At 39.7% G+C, this 16316-nt stretch carries 24 protein-coding genes; 17 read left to right on the top strand and 7 right to left on the bottom strand.

The window, feature by feature from the left end; all coding sequences use genetic code 11:
- Positions 1-76 precede the first annotated feature (76 nt).
- The 3 genes from KNP92_RS13690 (at position 77) to KNP92_RS13680 (ending at position 2548) form a co-directional block, all read left to right on the top strand.
- Positions 77-319, top strand: coding sequence for a heavy-metal-associated domain-containing protein (locus KNP92_RS13690; RefSeq protein ID WP_051627724.1), 243 nt, complete (start codon positions 77-79; stop codon positions 317-319).
- A 50-nt stretch (positions 320-369) separates the two neighbouring features.
- On the top strand, positions 370-1047 hold the full coding sequence (locus tag KNP92_RS13685; protein WP_236355812.1) for a hypothetical protein: 678 nt from the start codon (positions 370-372) through the stop codon (positions 1045-1047).
- 127 nt (positions 1048-1174) lie between these two features.
- Positions 1175-2548, top strand: coding sequence for an MATE family efflux transporter (locus KNP92_RS13680; RefSeq protein WP_236355810.1), 1374 nt, complete (start codon positions 1175-1177; stop codon positions 2546-2548).
- 227 nt (positions 2549-2775) lie between these two features.
- On the opposite strand, the gene KNP92_RS15805 is transcribed toward KNP92_RS13680, so the two are convergent.
- Entirely contained in the window at positions 2776-3003 is a 228-nt protein-coding gene (locus KNP92_RS15805) for a PRD domain-containing protein (RefSeq protein ID WP_260564213.1), read from the bottom strand.
- 60 nt (positions 3004-3063) lie between these two features.
- On the opposite strand from KNP92_RS15805, the gene KNP92_RS13670 reads away from it, so the two are divergent.
- The 3 genes from KNP92_RS13670 (at position 3064) to KNP92_RS13660 (ending at position 4700) form a co-directional block, all read left to right on the top strand.
- Entirely contained in the window at positions 3064-3291 is a 228-nt protein-coding gene (locus KNP92_RS13670) for an Lrp/AsnC ligand binding domain-containing protein (protein WP_214686849.1), read from the top strand.
- 375 nt (positions 3292-3666) lie between these two features.
- On the top strand, positions 3667-3855 hold the full coding sequence (locus KNP92_RS13665; protein ID WP_214834133.1) for a hypothetical protein: 189 nt from the start codon (positions 3667-3669) through the stop codon (positions 3853-3855).
- Positions 3783-4700, top strand: coding sequence for an IS3 family transposase (locus KNP92_RS13660; RefSeq protein WP_214841568.1), 918 nt, complete (start codon positions 3783-3785; stop codon positions 4698-4700). Before KNP92_RS13665 ends, KNP92_RS13660 begins: the two co-directional genes overlap by 73 nt.
- Positions 4701-4763: 63 nt before the next feature.
- Here the strand turns inward: KNP92_RS13660 and KNP92_RS13655 are convergent, their stop codons facing one another.
- Entirely contained in the window at positions 4764-5483 is a 720-nt protein-coding gene (locus tag KNP92_RS13655) for a peptidoglycan DD-metalloendopeptidase family protein (protein WP_211779490.1), read from the bottom strand.
- A 226-nt stretch (positions 5484-5709) separates the two neighbouring features.
- On the opposite strand from KNP92_RS13655, the gene KNP92_RS13650 reads away from it, so the two are divergent.
- The 4 genes from KNP92_RS13650 to KNP92_RS13635 are packed head-to-tail and all read left to right on the top strand — an operon-like array spanning position 5710 to position 9289.
- Entirely contained in the window at positions 5710-6408 is a 699-nt protein-coding gene (locus KNP92_RS13650; RefSeq protein WP_285222577.1) for a cytochrome c biogenesis CcdA family protein, read from the top strand.
- Positions 6409-6445: 37 nt separating this feature from the next.
- Positions 6446-7252 carry a hypothetical protein gene (locus KNP92_RS13645; protein WP_214841458.1) on the top strand — a complete coding sequence of 269 codons (807 nt, stop codon included), beginning with the start codon at positions 6446-6448 and terminating at the stop codon, positions 7250-7252.
- A gap of 52 nt (positions 7253-7304) precedes the next feature.
- Positions 7305-8621 carry a sensor histidine kinase gene (locus tag KNP92_RS13640; RefSeq protein WP_214841456.1) on the top strand — a complete coding sequence of 439 codons (1317 nt, stop codon included), beginning with the start codon at positions 7305-7307 and terminating at the stop codon, positions 8619-8621.
- Positions 8618-9289, top strand: coding sequence for a response regulator transcription factor (locus KNP92_RS13635; protein ID WP_214841454.1), 672 nt, complete (start codon positions 8618-8620; stop codon positions 9287-9289). Before KNP92_RS13640 ends, KNP92_RS13635 begins: the two co-directional genes overlap by 4 nt.
- Before the next feature lie 60 nt (positions 9290-9349).
- Here KNP92_RS13635 and KNP92_RS13630 read toward each other — a convergent pair whose 3' ends face one another.
- Positions 9350-9922 carry a YdhK family protein gene (locus KNP92_RS13630; protein ID WP_214735356.1) on the bottom strand — a complete coding sequence of 191 codons (573 nt, stop codon included), beginning with the start codon at positions 9920-9922 and terminating at the stop codon, positions 9350-9352.
- A gap of 187 nt (positions 9923-10109) precedes the next feature.
- On the opposite strand from KNP92_RS13630, the gene KNP92_RS13625 reads away from it, so the two are divergent.
- From KNP92_RS13625 to KNP92_RS13605, 5 genes are all read left to right on the top strand, one after another.
- Positions 10110-10445 (top strand): hypothetical protein, encoded by a 336-nt coding sequence (locus tag KNP92_RS13625; RefSeq protein WP_214686842.1) that lies wholly within the window; start codon positions 10110-10112, stop codon positions 10443-10445.
- Positions 10429-10983 carry a multicopper oxidase domain-containing protein gene (locus tag KNP92_RS13620; protein ID WP_214841452.1) on the top strand — a complete coding sequence of 185 codons (555 nt, stop codon included), beginning with the start codon at positions 10429-10431 and terminating at the stop codon, positions 10981-10983. Before KNP92_RS13625 ends, KNP92_RS13620 begins: the two co-directional genes overlap by 17 nt.
- A 69-nt stretch (positions 10984-11052) precedes the next feature.
- Positions 11053-11625: a multicopper oxidase family protein gene (locus tag KNP92_RS15800; RefSeq protein WP_214686838.1), complete on the top strand. Its 573-nt coding sequence runs from the start codon at positions 11053-11055 to the stop codon at positions 11623-11625.
- A 91-nt stretch (positions 11626-11716) separates the two neighbouring features.
- The gene (locus KNP92_RS13610; RefSeq protein WP_214720047.1) at positions 11717-12043 is read left to right on the top strand and encodes a four-helix bundle copper-binding protein; all 327 of its coding nucleotides are present in this window, start codon (positions 11717-11719) and stop codon (positions 12041-12043) included.
- 319 nt (positions 12044-12362) lie between these two features.
- Entirely contained in the window at positions 12363-13043 is a 681-nt protein-coding gene (locus KNP92_RS13605; protein ID WP_214684184.1) for a response regulator transcription factor, read from the top strand.
- A 37-nt stretch (positions 13044-13080) separates the two neighbouring features.
- On the opposite strand, the gene KNP92_RS13600 is transcribed toward KNP92_RS13605, so the two are convergent.
- Positions 13081-13584 carry a PCYCGC motif-containing (lipo)protein gene (locus KNP92_RS13600; protein WP_214684186.1) on the bottom strand — a complete coding sequence of 168 codons (504 nt, stop codon included), beginning with the start codon at positions 13582-13584 and terminating at the stop codon, positions 13081-13083.
- Positions 13585-14227: 643 nt separating this feature from the next.
- On the opposite strand from KNP92_RS13600, the gene KNP92_RS13595 reads away from it, so the two are divergent.
- Together KNP92_RS13595 and KNP92_RS13590 are read left to right on the top strand one after the other, a co-directional pair.
- Positions 14228-14446, top strand: a complete 219-nt coding sequence (locus KNP92_RS13595) for a PRD domain-containing protein (RefSeq protein ID WP_214841450.1) — start codon at positions 14228-14230, stop codon at positions 14444-14446.
- Between the two features lie 17 nt (positions 14447-14463).
- A complete protein-coding gene (locus KNP92_RS13590; RefSeq protein WP_235263542.1) occupies positions 14464-14628 on the top strand; it encodes a hypothetical protein in 165 nt (54 codons plus the stop codon).
- A 261-nt stretch (positions 14629-14889) separates the two neighbouring features.
- Here the strand turns inward: KNP92_RS13590 and KNP92_RS13585 are convergent, their stop codons facing one another.
- The 3 genes from KNP92_RS13585 to KNP92_RS13575 are packed head-to-tail and all read right to left on the bottom strand — an operon-like array spanning position 14890 to position 16244.
- On the bottom strand, positions 14890-15450 hold the full coding sequence (locus KNP92_RS13585; protein ID WP_214837982.1) for a hypothetical protein: 561 nt from the start codon (positions 15448-15450) through the stop codon (positions 14890-14892).
- Between the two features lie 3 nt (positions 15451-15453).
- The gene (locus tag KNP92_RS13580; RefSeq protein ID WP_214837978.1) at positions 15454-15708 is read right to left on the bottom strand and encodes a hypothetical protein; all 255 of its coding nucleotides are present in this window, start codon (positions 15706-15708) and stop codon (positions 15454-15456) included.
- Between the two features lie 50 nt (positions 15709-15758).
- Positions 15759-16244 carry a hypothetical protein gene (locus KNP92_RS13575; RefSeq protein WP_029336194.1) on the bottom strand — a complete coding sequence of 162 codons (486 nt, stop codon included), beginning with the start codon at positions 16242-16244 and terminating at the stop codon, positions 15759-15761.
- Between the last annotated feature and the right edge of the window lie 72 nt (positions 16245-16316).

Raw genomic sequence — 16316 nt, 5'->3', positions numbered from 1 at the left:
TGGCGAGGGTGTAAAAAAATCGATACTTTTACACCCTACCCATGTATGGTAATTAAATAATCAGGAGGAACATATAATGAAAAAATCAACATTTCAGGTAGCGGGTATGTCTTGTGGATCTTGTATCAATAAGATTGAAGGACACGTTGGAAAGTTAGCGGGTATTGAATCAGTGAAGGTCAATCTTTCGGCGGGAGAGGTGGACGTGACGTTCGATGAAAGCCAACTCACACTTTCTGAGATTGAAACCGCAATTCAAGAGACTGGCTACGAGGTAACGGAGGCGACCGTTAAAATCGGTTGTTCTTGCTGCAAGTAATGGAGGTCGAGTGACGGTGCGATCAAGGACTACACAAAGGAGTGTTAAACGTGAAAGACCATGGACATCATCATATGAAGAACTTGACGGGAAATGAAGTGTCTGTAGAAGCTAAATATGAATTCGGGAAAATCAGTATCGAGTTAAAGGATCAACATCAGCAAGCCCCGGAACTCGAAGTCAGCCATGAAAAGGAATTCCATTTGATTCTCGTGAACGAAGACCTAACTGAGTACCGACACCTCCATCCGTTTAAAAAGGGTGAGGGTCGATTCGAGCACCCCGTCCAACTTGAGGCAGGGGCGTATAAACTCTTCGTGGATATTCAGCCTAAGGGACTGGCATATCAAGTGAAGCCGGTTCACTTACAGATTGATCATCAGTCCTCTTCCTCTATCGAATCGTCACTTAAAGTGGATGAGCGTCTGACGAAGACGATCGAAGGTCATACCGTCGAGCTGTCGATTGACTCTTTAAAAGCGCATGTCCCGACTGTCTTCAGCTATGACACCAAAGAAAGTAACCCGGAGCCATACCTTGGAGCACTTGGTCATGTCGTCATCTTGGATGAAGCCGGAGAACAGTTTATCCATGTGCATCCTTCTTCTCATGATACGACGGAATTTGAGACGGTCTTCCATAAACCTGGCCTATACAAGGTCTGGGCCGAATTCCAGTTCCATGGGACTGTGCACACCTATCCTTTCGTCATTCGTGTCTCAGATTGACCATGAGCGACCCATGGTTCCTCGTTGGGTCGCTTTCCTGTAATCGTTGTAAGCATAATTTTCGAAGGAGAGGACTCAGATGATAGAAAGTGAGCGGCTGGACACTCATGGTGATCGAAAAACCAAGATGAAATTCATCCTTCTACTCGCGTTACCAGCGGTTGCCGAGAATTTTTTCCAAACGTTGCTCGGATTTGTCGATACGCTGTTCGTCTCAAGAATCGGCCTAGCAGAAGTGTCAGCGGTAGGAGTGACGAATGCCATCCTCGCCATCTACTTTGCTGTCTTTATGGCAATCGGTGTGGCAGTAAACGTTTATGTCGCCAATAACTTAGGCTCAGAACGAATCGAGCGCGCGAGACATATCGCGCAGCAGGCCATCGTCCTATCTGTCGTGGTCGGGGTGACCTTTGGGGTCGTGACGCTATTTTTCGCTGAGCCTCTCCTGCGGTTGATGGGGGTGGAGAATGACGTTTTAGAAGCTGGTAGCACCTACTTCAAAATTGTCGGGATCCCATCGATCGTGATGGCATTGATGTTTGTGCTCAGTAGTATCTTACGAGGTGCGGGAGATACAAAATCACCGATGAAGGTGAGCATCGTCATCAATGTCGTCAATATTGTGCTCGACTATATGTTGATTTTCGGTTTTTGGATCATCCCCGAACTTGGTCTCGTCGGAGCGGCACTCGCGACCGTCATCGCCCGGCTCGTCGGGACGCTCTTATTGATGAACTATATTCGTAAGACGGAAGTGATCGCCTTCAGGAAAGATTTCTGGAGACCGGATCTCGAACACCAGTTGGAGCTCGTGAATCTTGGAAGCCCGGCGGCTATCGAGCGATTGGTCATGAGAGCCGGACAGATCGTGTATTTCGGATTCATCGTGGTACTCGGGACGAACACCTTCGCCGCGCATCAAATTGCAGGGAATCTAGAGGTGTTCTCTTATATGTTGGCATATGGTTTCGCGACAGCAGCAACCATTCTCGTCGGTCGCAACATCGGAGCGGGAGACCACGAGACCGCCAAAGAATATGCCAGATTGAGCACGTTCATGGCGATGGGCTTCATGTCCTTATTCGGGGTCGTCTTATTCTTCTTCGGAGGATGGGCAGGTTCACTTTTCACCGACGATCCCCAAGTCATCAAAGACATCGATGTCGCGTTAAAAATAGCAGCGGTCTTCCAGCCTTTCCTAGCAGTCGTCCTTGTATTGACCGGTGGATTCCAAGGAGCGAACAATACGAAGTTTCCAATGTATCTGACCACGATCGGTATGTGGGTGATCCGGACTGGGGCAGTATATGTATTGGCGATTCAGATGCAGATGGGCATTGCAGGAGTGTGGATCGCCATCGGTCTAGACATCGTCTTTAAGGCGATCGTCCTTTGGATTCAATTCAGCCGAGGGCGTTGGATTGTAGTGGAATCCGAACCGCAGAAGCCCTGTCATCCCAAAACCAAGCATGAAGACGTGCGATGTATAAATAATTATTAACACTTGACTGAAATTGTAGGAAAGAGCAAAGTTGTTCTTTCCTTTTATCTTTTCTGAAAAAGTTATTAAAGGAGCCCGTCACGCCGATCTAAAGAAATCGAATCAGTGGTGAAAAACACACATATGTCATGCGGCCTATAGCTGCTCGATTATAAAAAATGGATATTTTTTTGTTCAATATAGAAAAAACCTGGTCTTCGTCAAAAAGAACCAGGTAATTAAAAAAGTTATTGTTTATTCAAATCCATATTAGTTGTCAGTCGATGAATATGAACGGCTAGATAAGCTAGTTCCTCATTAGGAATTGTCACACCGTGCAACTGTTTAAGGTAGTCCCGTACTTTGAATGAACCATTCATGGCCTTTGGGTAGATGTTCGCCATCTGCTCAAATAGTTGATCGGATTCTTCATTCAACATTTTTCCAGCATAAAAGCGTTCAGCGAAATATTTCACATGTGTGATGAATCATGAATAACGAATATCTTCTTCATCGGTTTCAATATTGTAAGCATTATGAAAACGTCCAATCATGAGAAGTTTATTCAATTTCTAAACGAGCGCCAAGAAGTAGTGGAAGCCCATCGTGTATCAGGAGAAGGATGTTACCACCTAAAAATAAAAGTGACATCTCAGGAAGAACTGAATCTCTTTCTAAATTCGATTCTTGAATACGGGAATTATACGCTTTACTTGTCTATCAACGAAATCAAGCGGCGTCTCTCGCCAATAAAAGACGTATAAAATATATCGCTAGCTGTACAAAAGTTGATAGAGACAGTTAAACACCTTAGAAAAATCATTTAATTCTATGAAAAAGCTCAAATTCTTGTGAACTGCCCCATAAAAATTGGACATAAAAAAATCTAACTTTGGGCTAACCTAAATTTTTGAGACAATATAAAAACACCTTCGCAGTGGTCCACTTTAAAAAAGTGCTGGCATCGGAGGTGTTTTTGCGTGGGCAAAAACGTATATTCAAGTGAAGTGAAGTGAAGTGAAGTGAAGTGAAGTGAAGTGAAGTGGGCAGTGGTGAGAGACAAACTAAGTTGTGAGTTGACGACTAGAGAGATTATGGAGAAACACGGAATCAAAAATGAATTCCAGATTCACACATGGATGAGATGGTATCGGTCCAATGAAATCTATCGATTCGGCCAACCGATCGGGAAGCAGTACACCTACGGACTCGGTCCTGATTCCGCCAGCGAGGATGACAAGAAAGAGCGTCAACTATCCCACCTGAAGACGGAGAACGAAATCTTAAAAAAATTCATGGAGATCGAAAGAGAGTTGAGAAAGAAGTAGTCCTAAAGGTTGTAGAGCTCCTGAGGAGCAAATATACAGTCACGACAATCCTACGTGTGATAGACGTTCCGCGGGCAACCTATTACCGTTGGGTCAGAGAACCGGTGAAGCACCCTTCGGTGCTAGAGCAAACAATCGTCGCAGTATGTAAGCTTACAAAGTATCGATATGGACATCGAAAGATAAAGGCCCTGTTAGAACAAACCTATGAATTGGCAGCAAACCGGAACACCGTACAGAGAATCATGAAGAAGCACCATCTCCAGTGTCGGATCAAACCCAAACGAAAATGGAAGTCTCAGGGCGAGAGTATCGTCATCGCCCCTGACCTTCTCAAGCGAGACTTCACTGCCAGTAGACCGAATAAGAAGTGGGTGACGGACATCACCTACATCCAATACGGGGGCACGACGAAGTACCTCTCCACGATCATCGACCTATTCAACAATGAGATTGTTGCCTATAAGCTATACGATCATCAACAGACGCCCCTCGTCATCGATACGTTAAGGATGGCGTTGGAGAGTCGGAACAATCCCGAAGGGGTTATCATCCATTCAGATCAAGGAAGTGTCTATACATCATATGCCTTTCAAGATTTCGTAAAGAGGAAGTATCTGACGAGCAGCATGTCTCGAAGAGGCAACTGTTGGGATAATGCGGTGATCGAATCGTTTCATTCGAACTTGAAGTATGAGGTGTTCCAGTACGTCAAGTTCAACTCGTTAAGCGACTATGAAGTGCGTGAGCGGGTGAATAATTACTTAACTTACTACAACGAAGAACGTATCCAAGAAAAATTAGGCTACCTCACACCGATAAAATATGGTGTGGCGGTAGCCTAATCAAGGTATTTTTATTAGTGTCTCATATAGCTTGGTCAGTCTAATCTTTTCTTTTTTTTTAGGTTACAAATAGTTCATTGGGTTGACACTATTCGCTGCAGAATAACTGCTGTATTTATAACTGTTTTTATGAATCTCAAAGTGCAAATGATTTCCGAACGAGTTTCCTGTATTCCCAACTGTTCCAATCTTCATACCTTTAGAGACTGTCTGACCACTTTTTACCGAAAGGCTGTTCATATGAGCATAAACGGTTACGTATTTTTGATTCTGTAGACTATGTGAAATCATAACGTGTTTACCGTATGCACCGCTGTTTTTAGATGTAATGACTTTTCCACTGGCAGAAGCGTAGACGGGTGTGCCTTTTGCTGCAGCTAGATCAACGCCATTATGGAATGTATAACCGTAAGCACCATTAGAGTTTCCGTATCCTTGGGTCAGCCGACCTTCTGTAGGAGAAGCAAAAAGAGAGTTATTATATGATGTTTTTTTGGCAACGTGGCTCTTATATTTTTTTAGGTAAGAACTATAGATATACCGTGTGTTTCCTTTATAAAGTACTTTTGTCCAAGCTCCTTTTTTTCCTAAATAAGAAAAGGTCTGCCCAGTGTTAGTGATGCCGACAATTTTGTGATTGAGAGAAGGACCAGTCCGAACACGAAGATCGTCTGTCTTCACTTTTACGTTATATGCACTACTTGCTTCGACTTTTGGACTATGCATCGAAAAAGTTGTTGTGAGTAAGACACTAGAAGCGATAAGTATTACCTTGTTTTTCATTAGTTGTACTCCTTTAAAGATACAGTGACGAACGATTTGTTAAAAGGAGTATAGCATCACTATATTACAAAAAAGTATATCAAATTCATTTCAAAAATTGACAAGAGATTTAATCAAAAAATGCATATTTTTTTCACAAACGGATTTTATGATAAAAGTTAAACACATTTCTTTTTTATAAATATTCCAAAAAATAGATTTATTTTTTGTGTGTAGGAGGAATTTGATGGAATTATCTTTTTTGTTAGCTTTTGGGGCAGGGTTTTTATCTTTCATTTCGCCATGTTGTCTGGCTTTATATCCCGTTTTTTTATCTTACATTACAGGGGTTTCAGTTAGAGAGTTAAAAGAAAATGAAAAGTGGAACTGGAATGGAGTTCCCCATACATTAGTTTTCCTACTTGGATTTTCGAGCGTATTTTTAGTGATGGGTTTTTCAACGTCATACTTGGCTGATTTTTTTATAGTGTATAAAGATGTTTTACGGATGAGCGGTGCACTTATTTTATTCATATTTGGTGTTATTCTAACTGGTCTATGGACTCCAACATTTTTACTTAAAGAGCGAAGATTGAACTTAGGAACAAGAAAGCGTGGCTATATCGGAACGTTTTTGGTCGGAGTCGGATCAGCTGCTGGATGGACTCCTTGTACAGGACCAATTCTCGCTGGAGTTATTGCTTTGATTGCCACAAATCCTGGTAATGGATTTTTATATATGCTCTTTTATGTTCTAGGTTTCTCCATTCCATTTTTCTTAATGTCGTTTTTGGTCGGGAAATCAAGATATTTAATGAAGTATTCTTCAAAGGTTACAAAAATAGGTGGAGGGTTTATGATTTTATTAGGTATCATATTGTATTTCGATGGTCTAACGAAACTAACTACAATATTGATTGATTTTACAGGGTTTAGAGGGTTCTGACGCTCTATTTTCTATTTCAAGAGGAGATGCATCGTAAATGTTTCGTAAAAATGTCCTGATAATGGGAGTAGAGGAAAACTGGAAAGTGATGGAGAACATAAAACAACTTAAACCCTCAGGTATAGATATTCATATTTCTTCAAAAGAAGGATGGGTTCGAAAGCTACTTCCTGATTTTAAATATTTTGATTCATTTTCAAAAAAAGAATCAGAAGAAGGGTATATTAGTAATCTCATTGAATATTGTACTTCTCAAAAAATAGGCTGGATTATTCCTTTAAGCGAACAAGAAGCAACTACGCTATCGAAACACAAGTTAAAAATGAGAGAAAATAACGTAATGTTTATAACATCCTTTGATTTGGATAAAACAATACTTCATGATTCATTTTCGGTTCAAGGTAATACCTTTACTTACTCTTTTGACCTAATAAAGAATGCGCCTGAAGGTGTAAAGCTGGGGAAAATTGATACATATATCGATTATCGATCTGATGAAGTGATTTGCTGTTTTATGAGAGAAGAGTATGAACGGTACCAAGATACTGTTCTTTCATACGAGGTGTTTGCCAACTCGATTTTAGAGGAGTGCGTAGCAATAATTGCTCAAAGGCTTAATATAAAGGGTTCTTTTTCTTTCGATTATCAACGTGATTCGGAGGGAATGTATACGATTACAAAAATAGAATGTTTCATGACGCATTCTACTCGTGAGGCTATTTTTAGTGATTATGATTTCGCTAATTATTTGTGGAGCAATATTCAAGGAATTGTCCTTTTAAAAGAATCAAATGATAAAAGCTCTTTTGTGTATCGCCTAAATGAAGAATACTTTCTTTTCTAAATCTCAACAGTTTGTTTTTATATGTAATCATCTTAAATGAGAAAGGTACTTTATGAATAAACTTTCATTTAAAATAACGCTATTTTATTTTTTCGGGATTCTCATGATTTTCATTCTCTCATCTGCTATCATATACAACATTCTTGAACATCAACAAGTAGAAAGGGAACTAGAGAGCCTTCAAGAGAGAGGAAATAGTCATCGAGATGTTCTTTCCACTAACTTCGACAAGCAAACGGTTGAACACGTTGTTTTAATGGAGGAAAAGGCGATGACTGATGTGATTATCTTAGACAAAAATAATCAAGTCGTCGATTCATCTAACGACGCTGAACAATTTTTGAACCTGGATTGGATTCGAAAAAAGGATGGAATCGTAGAAGGTAATTGGAGAGAAGGCAAATTTTTAGTGACGGTGAGTAATATTGAAGATGGCGGTCAAATAATCATGTTAGAGCCGACGAAGTATATACAGCATTTGATGGGGGAATTGAAACAACAAGTAGTGTTCTCTCTATTCTTGTTAGTACTTTTTCTATTAGTAAGTGTTTATTTTTTGAGTTATATCATTATAAAGCCACTTTTATCAATGAAAGAGGCGACGGTAAAGTTAAGTCAAGGCGAGGTGCTGAAAATCAGAGAAGCTGAGAGAAGCGACGAAGTAGGAGATTTAGCACGAGCGATCACTAAGTTATCTGTTGATTTACGTCACATTCAAAATACAAGAAAGCAATTTCTGACTTCAATCACACATGAATTGCGTACGCCGATTACCTACATCAAGGGATATGCAGGACTCCTCAAAAAAGACGAATCGAGATTTGGAGATATTATCTATGAGGAATCCGAAAGACTTCAAGAACTGATTGAGGATTTGTTTGAACTTGCTAGATTGGAAGAGCCACATTTTCAAATAGATCCTCAGATTACAGAGATGAATGATTTCTTAAAACAGATCAGTGAAAGAATAATTGTTAAATTTGAGGAGAAACAAGTGAAATTAATTCTTCAAATTAATAAAACTCCCATCTACAAAGAGATAGACCAAGCTAGATTCGATCAGGTTCTCTTAAATTTACTGGATAACGCGCTAAAATATACACATGCGAACAAACGCGTATTTTTAAAACTTGATGAAAACTTTATTGAAGTTACGGATGAAGGTGGTGGTGTGGATGAACAATCACTCCCGTATCTTTTTGATCGTTTTTATCGAGTAGATTCTTCACGAAATCGTGAAACAGGAGGTACTGGGCTCGGTCTGGCTATCACGAAAGAAATAGTTGAAGCGCACAAAGGGACCATCGTAGCTATTAATGTAGAAAACGGGCTGAAGGTTGTCATTGACTTGAGGGGGATTCCAGGATGAGAACCATTGCTTTGGTAGATGATGAGAATCGAATGTTAGAACTGATTGAACTCTATCTGCAAGACAGTTATACCTGTATTAAGCTGAACAGCGGAAGAGAGATATTGAACTTGATTGATGTAGATGAGCCTGACTTAATCATATTGGATGTGATGATGCCTTTAATGGATGGTTTTGAGACTTGTCAAAGGATAAGGGAAGTTTCGAATGTACCAGTCATTTTATTGACAGCACTCGACGGAAAAGAAGAAATCGTAAAAGGATTACAACTGGGAGCAGATGATTATATTGTGAAACCGTTCGACGAGGCGGAATTGAAGGCAAGAATTCAATCGATTTTCAGACGAACTACAGTTTCTTCAGGATCAAAAATCGAATCGTCGGGTCTAATCTTAAATGAAGACGCCCATGAGCTGTATTACGATAATCATTTAGTCAAAGTCACACCAAAAGAATTTTCATTACTTGCTAAATTATTAAAAAATCCAGAACGTGTCTATTCAAGAGAGGAACTGCTCTCAAGTTTATGGTTAGCAAATGAGTGGACAGATGAACGAACGGTCGATTCTCATGTAAGAAACTTAAGAGAAAAGCTTAGGAAACTCGAGTTTCCTATTGAAGAACACTTTCGCACAGTATGGGGAATTGGTTACAAGTGGGTTCCTTAAATAAGGAGAAAGAAGACAAGAGAGGAACGGTTAAAAAACCGTTCCTCTCTTGTATATCGTTTATTCTGCAGATAGTTCGTCTTCAGTCACCCATTTATGATTTTTCACTTCTTCACCTGTAGTCGATTCAAAATCAATCATATACACTGTTGTTTGCTTAGCTGAATCGATAGTGGCCGTAGCGTCCTTCATTCCTCCCATATGATCCGCGTCTACTTTTACTTCATCGCCTACCTCATAAGGAGATGACTTGGCATCTACAATCTCTTCTTGAATAATCCATTTATGATTCGTGACGCGTTTCCCGCCATTTGTAGGGTCATAAGAAATGCTATAAGCAGTAGTATCATAAGCACCTACAATTTTAGCCTCGGCCCCTTTCATGCCTTCCATATGTGCCTCTTTGATCATCGCCATGTCGCCAACTTTAAATTTAGGGTTTTTAGCCTCTTGGAGCCCTTTCGGAACCTCTTTCGATCCAGACATGTCCATCGTCGAATGATCCATACCATCCATATTTTTATCCATGCTTCCTGTTGATTTAGAATCATCACTATTGCTTCCGCACGCAGCGAGTGCTAAAGAAAGCGAAGCAGCCATAGTTGTCATAATAATCTTTTTCTTTAATTTCATAAAAATTACCTCCAATTGCTTTTTTATGCTTTCCATAGACTCTATCACATAAATTTGCAGAAACATTGCAGAGAGCAGAAAAGTAACACATTGAAAAAAACTATAAAATTCATGGGTAGAAAGACATAGTTCTTTCACAATCATTCTTTAAGTTAAAGATAATAATTGATTGGAAGGAATGATCCATATGAAGATAACATGGTTAATCGCAACTATCGGTATCTTCACTCTCATGATTATAGTGGGCGGTTCGTATTTACTTCTTACCCGAGGTACTATGTCAAACAACAAACAGCACATGGGATCTATGATGAATGGAGGAAACACTACTACAAATCAGAATATGATGGAAGGTATGGGACATGGTGCGAGTGTCGATTTAAAATCAACTGAAGAAAAAGAGCGACGATTAAACATCCCTAAGATACTAAAAGCCGATCGTGAAACCAAGAATTCCATTCAATACACGATTGTCGCTAAACAAGGGGAAACAAAGTTCTTTCGAGATGCTAAAAAAAACTAAAACTCTAGGATATAACGGAAATTATTTAGGTCCTGTAGTGGAGTTAAAAAAAGGGAAAACAGTAACAATCCGTACGGTGAATCGCTTATCAGAAGCCACTACATCCCATTGGCACGGTCTTGTTGTACCATCATCCGTAGATGGTGGACCACATCAGGTCGTGAAAGCTGGTGAGACGAAGGTAGTAAAGTTTAAAGTGAAGCAAAATGAATCGACATTGTGGTTTCATCCACATCCAATGGGTAAGACTGCTGAACAAGTATACAAGGGGTTGGCAGGATTGTTATACGTAAAAGATGAAAAAACTAAAGAGACGATGCTACCTCATAAATATGGTGAAAATGATATTCCATTAATTCTTCAAGATCGAAAAGTTAAAAATAGGAATGTCCTTGAATATGCTGATGTAGAAAAAATAGATGGGGCTTTAGGCGATACCCTCCTCGTAAACGGAACGATTAATCCGTATTTTAACGTGAAATATTCGCAACTTAAGGTCAGGTTGATAAATGGTCCAATGCACGGAACTATGCAGTGAAGTTATCTGACGGCTCATCCTTTAAAAAAAATTGCTGATGATGGTGGTTACATCTCAAAAGCGAAAAACGTGAAAAAAATTGAATTAAGTCCAGGCGAACGTATAGAGGTATTGGTAGATTTTTCAAAAAGAAAAATTGGTGAGACTGTTTCATTTGAGACGAATGGAGTAAGGGTCGTTAACTTCAAACTGAAGGATAAACAAGGGGCGAACCTAAGTGCATTGGCGCTGAAAAATGGATATGAAAAGCCGCTAAAGACCTTGTCTACAGTGAATCAAAAATTAACTCTTTTCGGAATGGGCAAAAATGTTGAAATCAATGGGAAAAAGTTTGATAAGACGAGAATTGATATTAAGGCGAAACAAGGAGAATCGGAAATTTGGGAGGTCTATAATAAAAAAGACATGATGGGTGGAATGACTCATCCCTTTCACATTCATGGAGTCCAATTCAAAGTATTAGAGCGAAACGGACAGAAACTGGATAATCAAGAAACAGGTCTAAAAGACACTATCGCTATAAAACCAGACGAACGAGTTAAGATTCAGATGACTTTCAAGGAAAAAGGGGTATTCATGTACCATTGCCATATCCTTGAACATGAAGAGAACGGAATGATGGGTCAGTTGAAAGTGGACTAAAAAATAGGTGAATGTTTTCATCTTTTCTTCACAAACTAAGGAAATAGGCTTTGTGTAAGTCAAAAAAGACGGAAAATGGAGGTATTTTAGAATGAATACTGGACAACAAGAAATCTTAGGTGCCCTACACAACTGTATAGTGACTTGTAATGAATGCTTTGATGCGTGTTTGAGTGAACATCATGTTTCTTCGATGGCAGAGTGTATACGTCTAGACAGAGATTGTTCTGAAATTTGTAGTCTTTTAGTACAAGCTATTTCTCGAAACAGCAGCAATATTGATGTTCTTGCAAGAAGCTGTGTTGAAATTTGTGAAAGATGTGCCGACGAATGTTCGAAACATGATCATGATCATTGTAAGAAGTGCGCTGAGGCCTGTAATGAATGTGCAAAAATCTGTCGTAAATTAATTGCTTAAAGCGAAGTGTTAAAAATGAAGGAGCATCTATGTCGCCATGCCGAAAAAGGTATGAGCTAAAAAGCTGATGCTCCTTTATCTATAAAAACTACGGTACTTAGTTATGAAAAATTTCATAACCTTTATAGACCAGTAGTATGGTGAGAAAAAAGAAGGATACATAGAGAGTAACGATTAAACTCTTCATAAATGCTTTCTATATAATCAACTCCATCCTATAGTTTGAGTTGATTATATAGAAAGTTCGTGAAAATAATGAGGAAATAGATTGACAATCATTTATTATTAAAAAATTCTAATGTAAGAGGTGGTGGCTAGGATGGATAAAATATTAATTGTTGATGATGAAATAAGAATGAGGCAATTATTAAGACTTTATCTAGAACCAATAGGATATGAATGTAGTATGGCGAATAATGGGATCGAAGCTTTGGAGAAAGTGAAAAAAGAAACTTTTGATTTGATTTTATTGGACGTCATGATGCCAATGTACGATGGAGTCGAAGTATGTAAGAAAATAACGGATTCTCACCCGGAAGTCCCAATCATCATGATAACGGCTCTAAATGATGCTGAATCCATCGTCAAAGGACTAGATGCTGGAGCTACAGATTATGTCACAAAGCCGTTTAATGGGGACGTACTTTTAGCAAGAGTTCGATCTGTCATGAGAAGAAAAGCAAAAGAACCCGTTATATACCACGGACTTACGTTCGATGAGAGCAACGATTTAATTGTGTTAGATGGTAAGTCGATTGATTTCACACCCAAAGCACATGCGTTACTGAGATTATTTCTTCAACATCCTGGAAGGCTATTCAACAGATTGGAGCTTTATGAATTCGTTTGGTCTTATACATCAGAATCGGATCCAAGGACAGTGGACTCTCATATTAAAATGATCAGAGAGAAGTTAAGAGAGTTAGATTATCCAATTGATAGCCACCTGAAAACAATTTGGGGGAGAGGATATCGTTGGAGTGAGGATGAAACAAAATGACACCTTTGCTATACAAGTAAAAGTGTCATTATAAAAATCATAAAGGAGTGGGTGTCGGTTTCGAGTAGCCATCTTTATACGAAGAATCGATTTCAGAACGAATATCTTTAATCGATTCTCCATCCCGTTGCTTCAAAATAGACTTTACAGCAATCTCAAGACATGTGCTGCATGTTGTTCCGTGGCTTGTCCATTTCACCGACCCATCCGTTGTATTTTCTTCTATGAAGCAATCATAATTATTTTTGTGATTGACTGTTTCACCACAGCCACAATAACAAGGCATTTTCTCTAGTAGTTTACGATTTTTTGATACAGCTTGATAAACATTTCGTACATCTTCAGGTTGAGTTTTTAAAAATGTAGGAAGTATCACCGATGATGATGTTTCTTCAATCTTGTCACCGCTCAAATGTTTCGCATGATCGGCTTCCTTTGAATGATTGGGAGTAGAAGACTTCGTCGTGTCTTGAGCACAGCCGACCGCGATCAAGGACAGGCTAATAAGGCTTACTCTTTTTAAGAGTATGTTAAGTTTCACGATTCGATTCTCCCTCGAGATAATTTTGTAGGCGCGCAAAACAAAGCGTGTGAATTAGCATTTTTCGTATTTTCTAGTAGCTCTTTTTTCTGTTCAAGATAATACCTATTCATTCATTTGACATAGTTTTCATTGATTCAGTTAATTCATGAATCGTCATCAATCGTTTGATGTATACCTCGAACTTGTCCTTCAATTCCTTTTAAAGTTCCAGTACTTGTGTTTTTCACTCTAAATAGTCTTCTTTAAACAAAGGGTCTCATTTTAAAAGATATACCCTACTTGTATGATAGTTTTTAATTTTTAGTGTGTCAAAATACATTTTATATATAAATATAATTTAAAGAAAAAACGATATGTCACTCTATATAGACACCATACAGGTATATATGAACTGAACCCCGAATGATGGACACTTGAAAAAAGTGCCTCACTCGGGGTTTTTCGTGTGCGCACGAATCGCTATAATGAATTCTGAGTGTACCGCTTTTTTTAGGTTATGCCTTTTTGTGTGGACAAGCACCTAAAAGAGAGGGACCTAATATGAAAGTTGTGAAAGTTTTTAACAATAATGTCTTTTTGATTGAAAATGATAATAATGTTGAAGAAATAGTGACTGGAAGCACTTCTACAACGAATCGATGTGAAGGACATCGAATTGGCCGGCGATAATCTCCAACTTTATGAAACTGAAGTAGGGAATACGGTCAACAACATGGCTCTCCTTGGACTAGGTGATCACATTAATTTTGCGGTCGAACGTGCGCGAAAAGGGATGAACTGCCGTTCTGCGTTAGAGTGGGAAATTAAGCAGTTGTATACGAAAGAGTACTCGGTCGCATCGGCGGAGATGAGTTCGTGATCCTTTCGCCTTATCCTTTGGACTTCAAGAAAGCGACATTTAAATACGAGCTCTCAATCGGAGATGTGCCGGTGACGCTCGATGCTTCAATTGGAGAAGCTGCTTATCCGACAGACGGGGACTCACTAGAGACACTGATTTTGGTCGCAGATGATGCGATGTACATACAAAAATATACATGATTGAGTCACGACATGCCATGACTCGACAACAAAAGAGAGTGTACACGTTTCGACGTCGAAATGTATACACTCTTTTATATATCCATCAAAGTGGAGTCGAATCGATTGTCTGGAAAGCACTCTGTCCCTTTAGAAATATACACATCTCAAAGTATTGTCGTCGCTTTTGATTATATATGACCATATATCATTTTTTTGTATACAAAAATCTAGATTGATCAGGAGAGGTAATTATCGAGATTAGGCGGTACGAGCGTAAGGTTAAGAAGGGCTCGATGAACGCATCAAGGACTCTTCCAACAACCGAGACTCTTCTAATAGTTCTTTTAACGTATTGCTATACGGGTTCAATGAGATTTGAGTATATCCGATGCTTCCAAAACTGAACGAACGCTGCATCAATACACCCAGGAACGTCAGCTTGTCTGTACTCGTGTAAAACGATACGAATTCCGGGTCGTCGCTTAGCCTCGCCAGGAGGGCAGCCTCACGTTCTTGAGGGGGAAGTTGTTGAAAGACTGGATCACCGATCGATTGATAATAGGCGTCACAAGCGTAAACTAGTGTAAATTTAAGTTCGAGAGCAGCCGCGTGGTCATAGATGAGTTCAAAATGGCGAAGGTCGTTGTCATTCACTTGTGACAGAAGATGTAAGAAGAAAGCGGACTCACTATTCGCAGCGAGTTCTGGCCGGGCGAACACTTTCGCAGAGTAGATGGCCAATAGAATGGTCGACTGATAAGAGTGATTGGTCTCCGAAATCTCTTTGGCACGGGCGATGAACAGTTTGACGACATCATCGCGTGTCTTGAACTCATCCATGAGTCAGGACATGTTCTCGAGGGTCATATCGCCCTCCGAATACAGTTTCCATGCGAGATAGTCCATGAAGCGGTGTCGGTATCTCACATAAGGAGACTTTTCGAGCTCATCGGAAAGACTGACCGAGAGAAGTTTGATTGGGTTAGTTGCTATTTCACAAGCAAGGGCTCCGTAATGACCGAGTGACACAGCAGACTCTAAAACAAGTTTAGGGGCATATTTGACGACTTTGCGGATTGGTTTTCGTTTTTTTCCCATGTAGCATCCTCACACCTTCCTGTAAGGGCTGGTCAACAAACGATTGGACGTCAATAGTGGCCGAACAATTTTTTGAGGGACCTCCACTTCGGCGGGTAAGCATTGCTGCCGCTATAGGAACTAGTCTCCTCCCCCTTCTTACAGACCTCCAACTTCCACTGGGTCCCATCGTGAGTGATTGTTTCTGTTTCTACGAACAACTCCGGCCAGAGATGCGTCTTAAAAGAATTGAATTTCTTTAAGACTTTTGCAGAGTCATCCTGGTTGTACCAACCGGATTCTATCCGTTGTTCCTCGCCAAACGTTTGAAGGATCAAGAGTTCTCGTTTAACGAAACCGTTCGAATGAAAAGTCAAAATGGACTCGTTATAAACGCCAAAACTCCCGATCCATAGCGTCACTTTCATGATAGGGTCTGTTAGTGTTAATTCACTAAGCGGAATGGTTGGCTCTAAAGCTAAAGACTGACGACGTTTGTTCTTTAACTCTGACTCCTGAAATTCCTTCTTGTCGAGAGAATCATCTTTTTTGTGCATCCTAATTCCTCCCGTTACATAAGTTTGATGTTGTACGAAAGTCATTTGTAATGGAGAATTACATAACTGTGT

The organism is Exiguobacterium sp. s122 (genome assembly GCF_018618475.1).
GTDB lineage: Bacteria > Bacillota > Bacilli > Exiguobacteriales > Exiguobacteriaceae > Exiguobacterium > Exiguobacterium himgiriensis.
The sequence above is the reverse complement of the archived record's forward strand: the minus strand, read 5'-3'. Positions and strand labels throughout refer to the sequence as shown.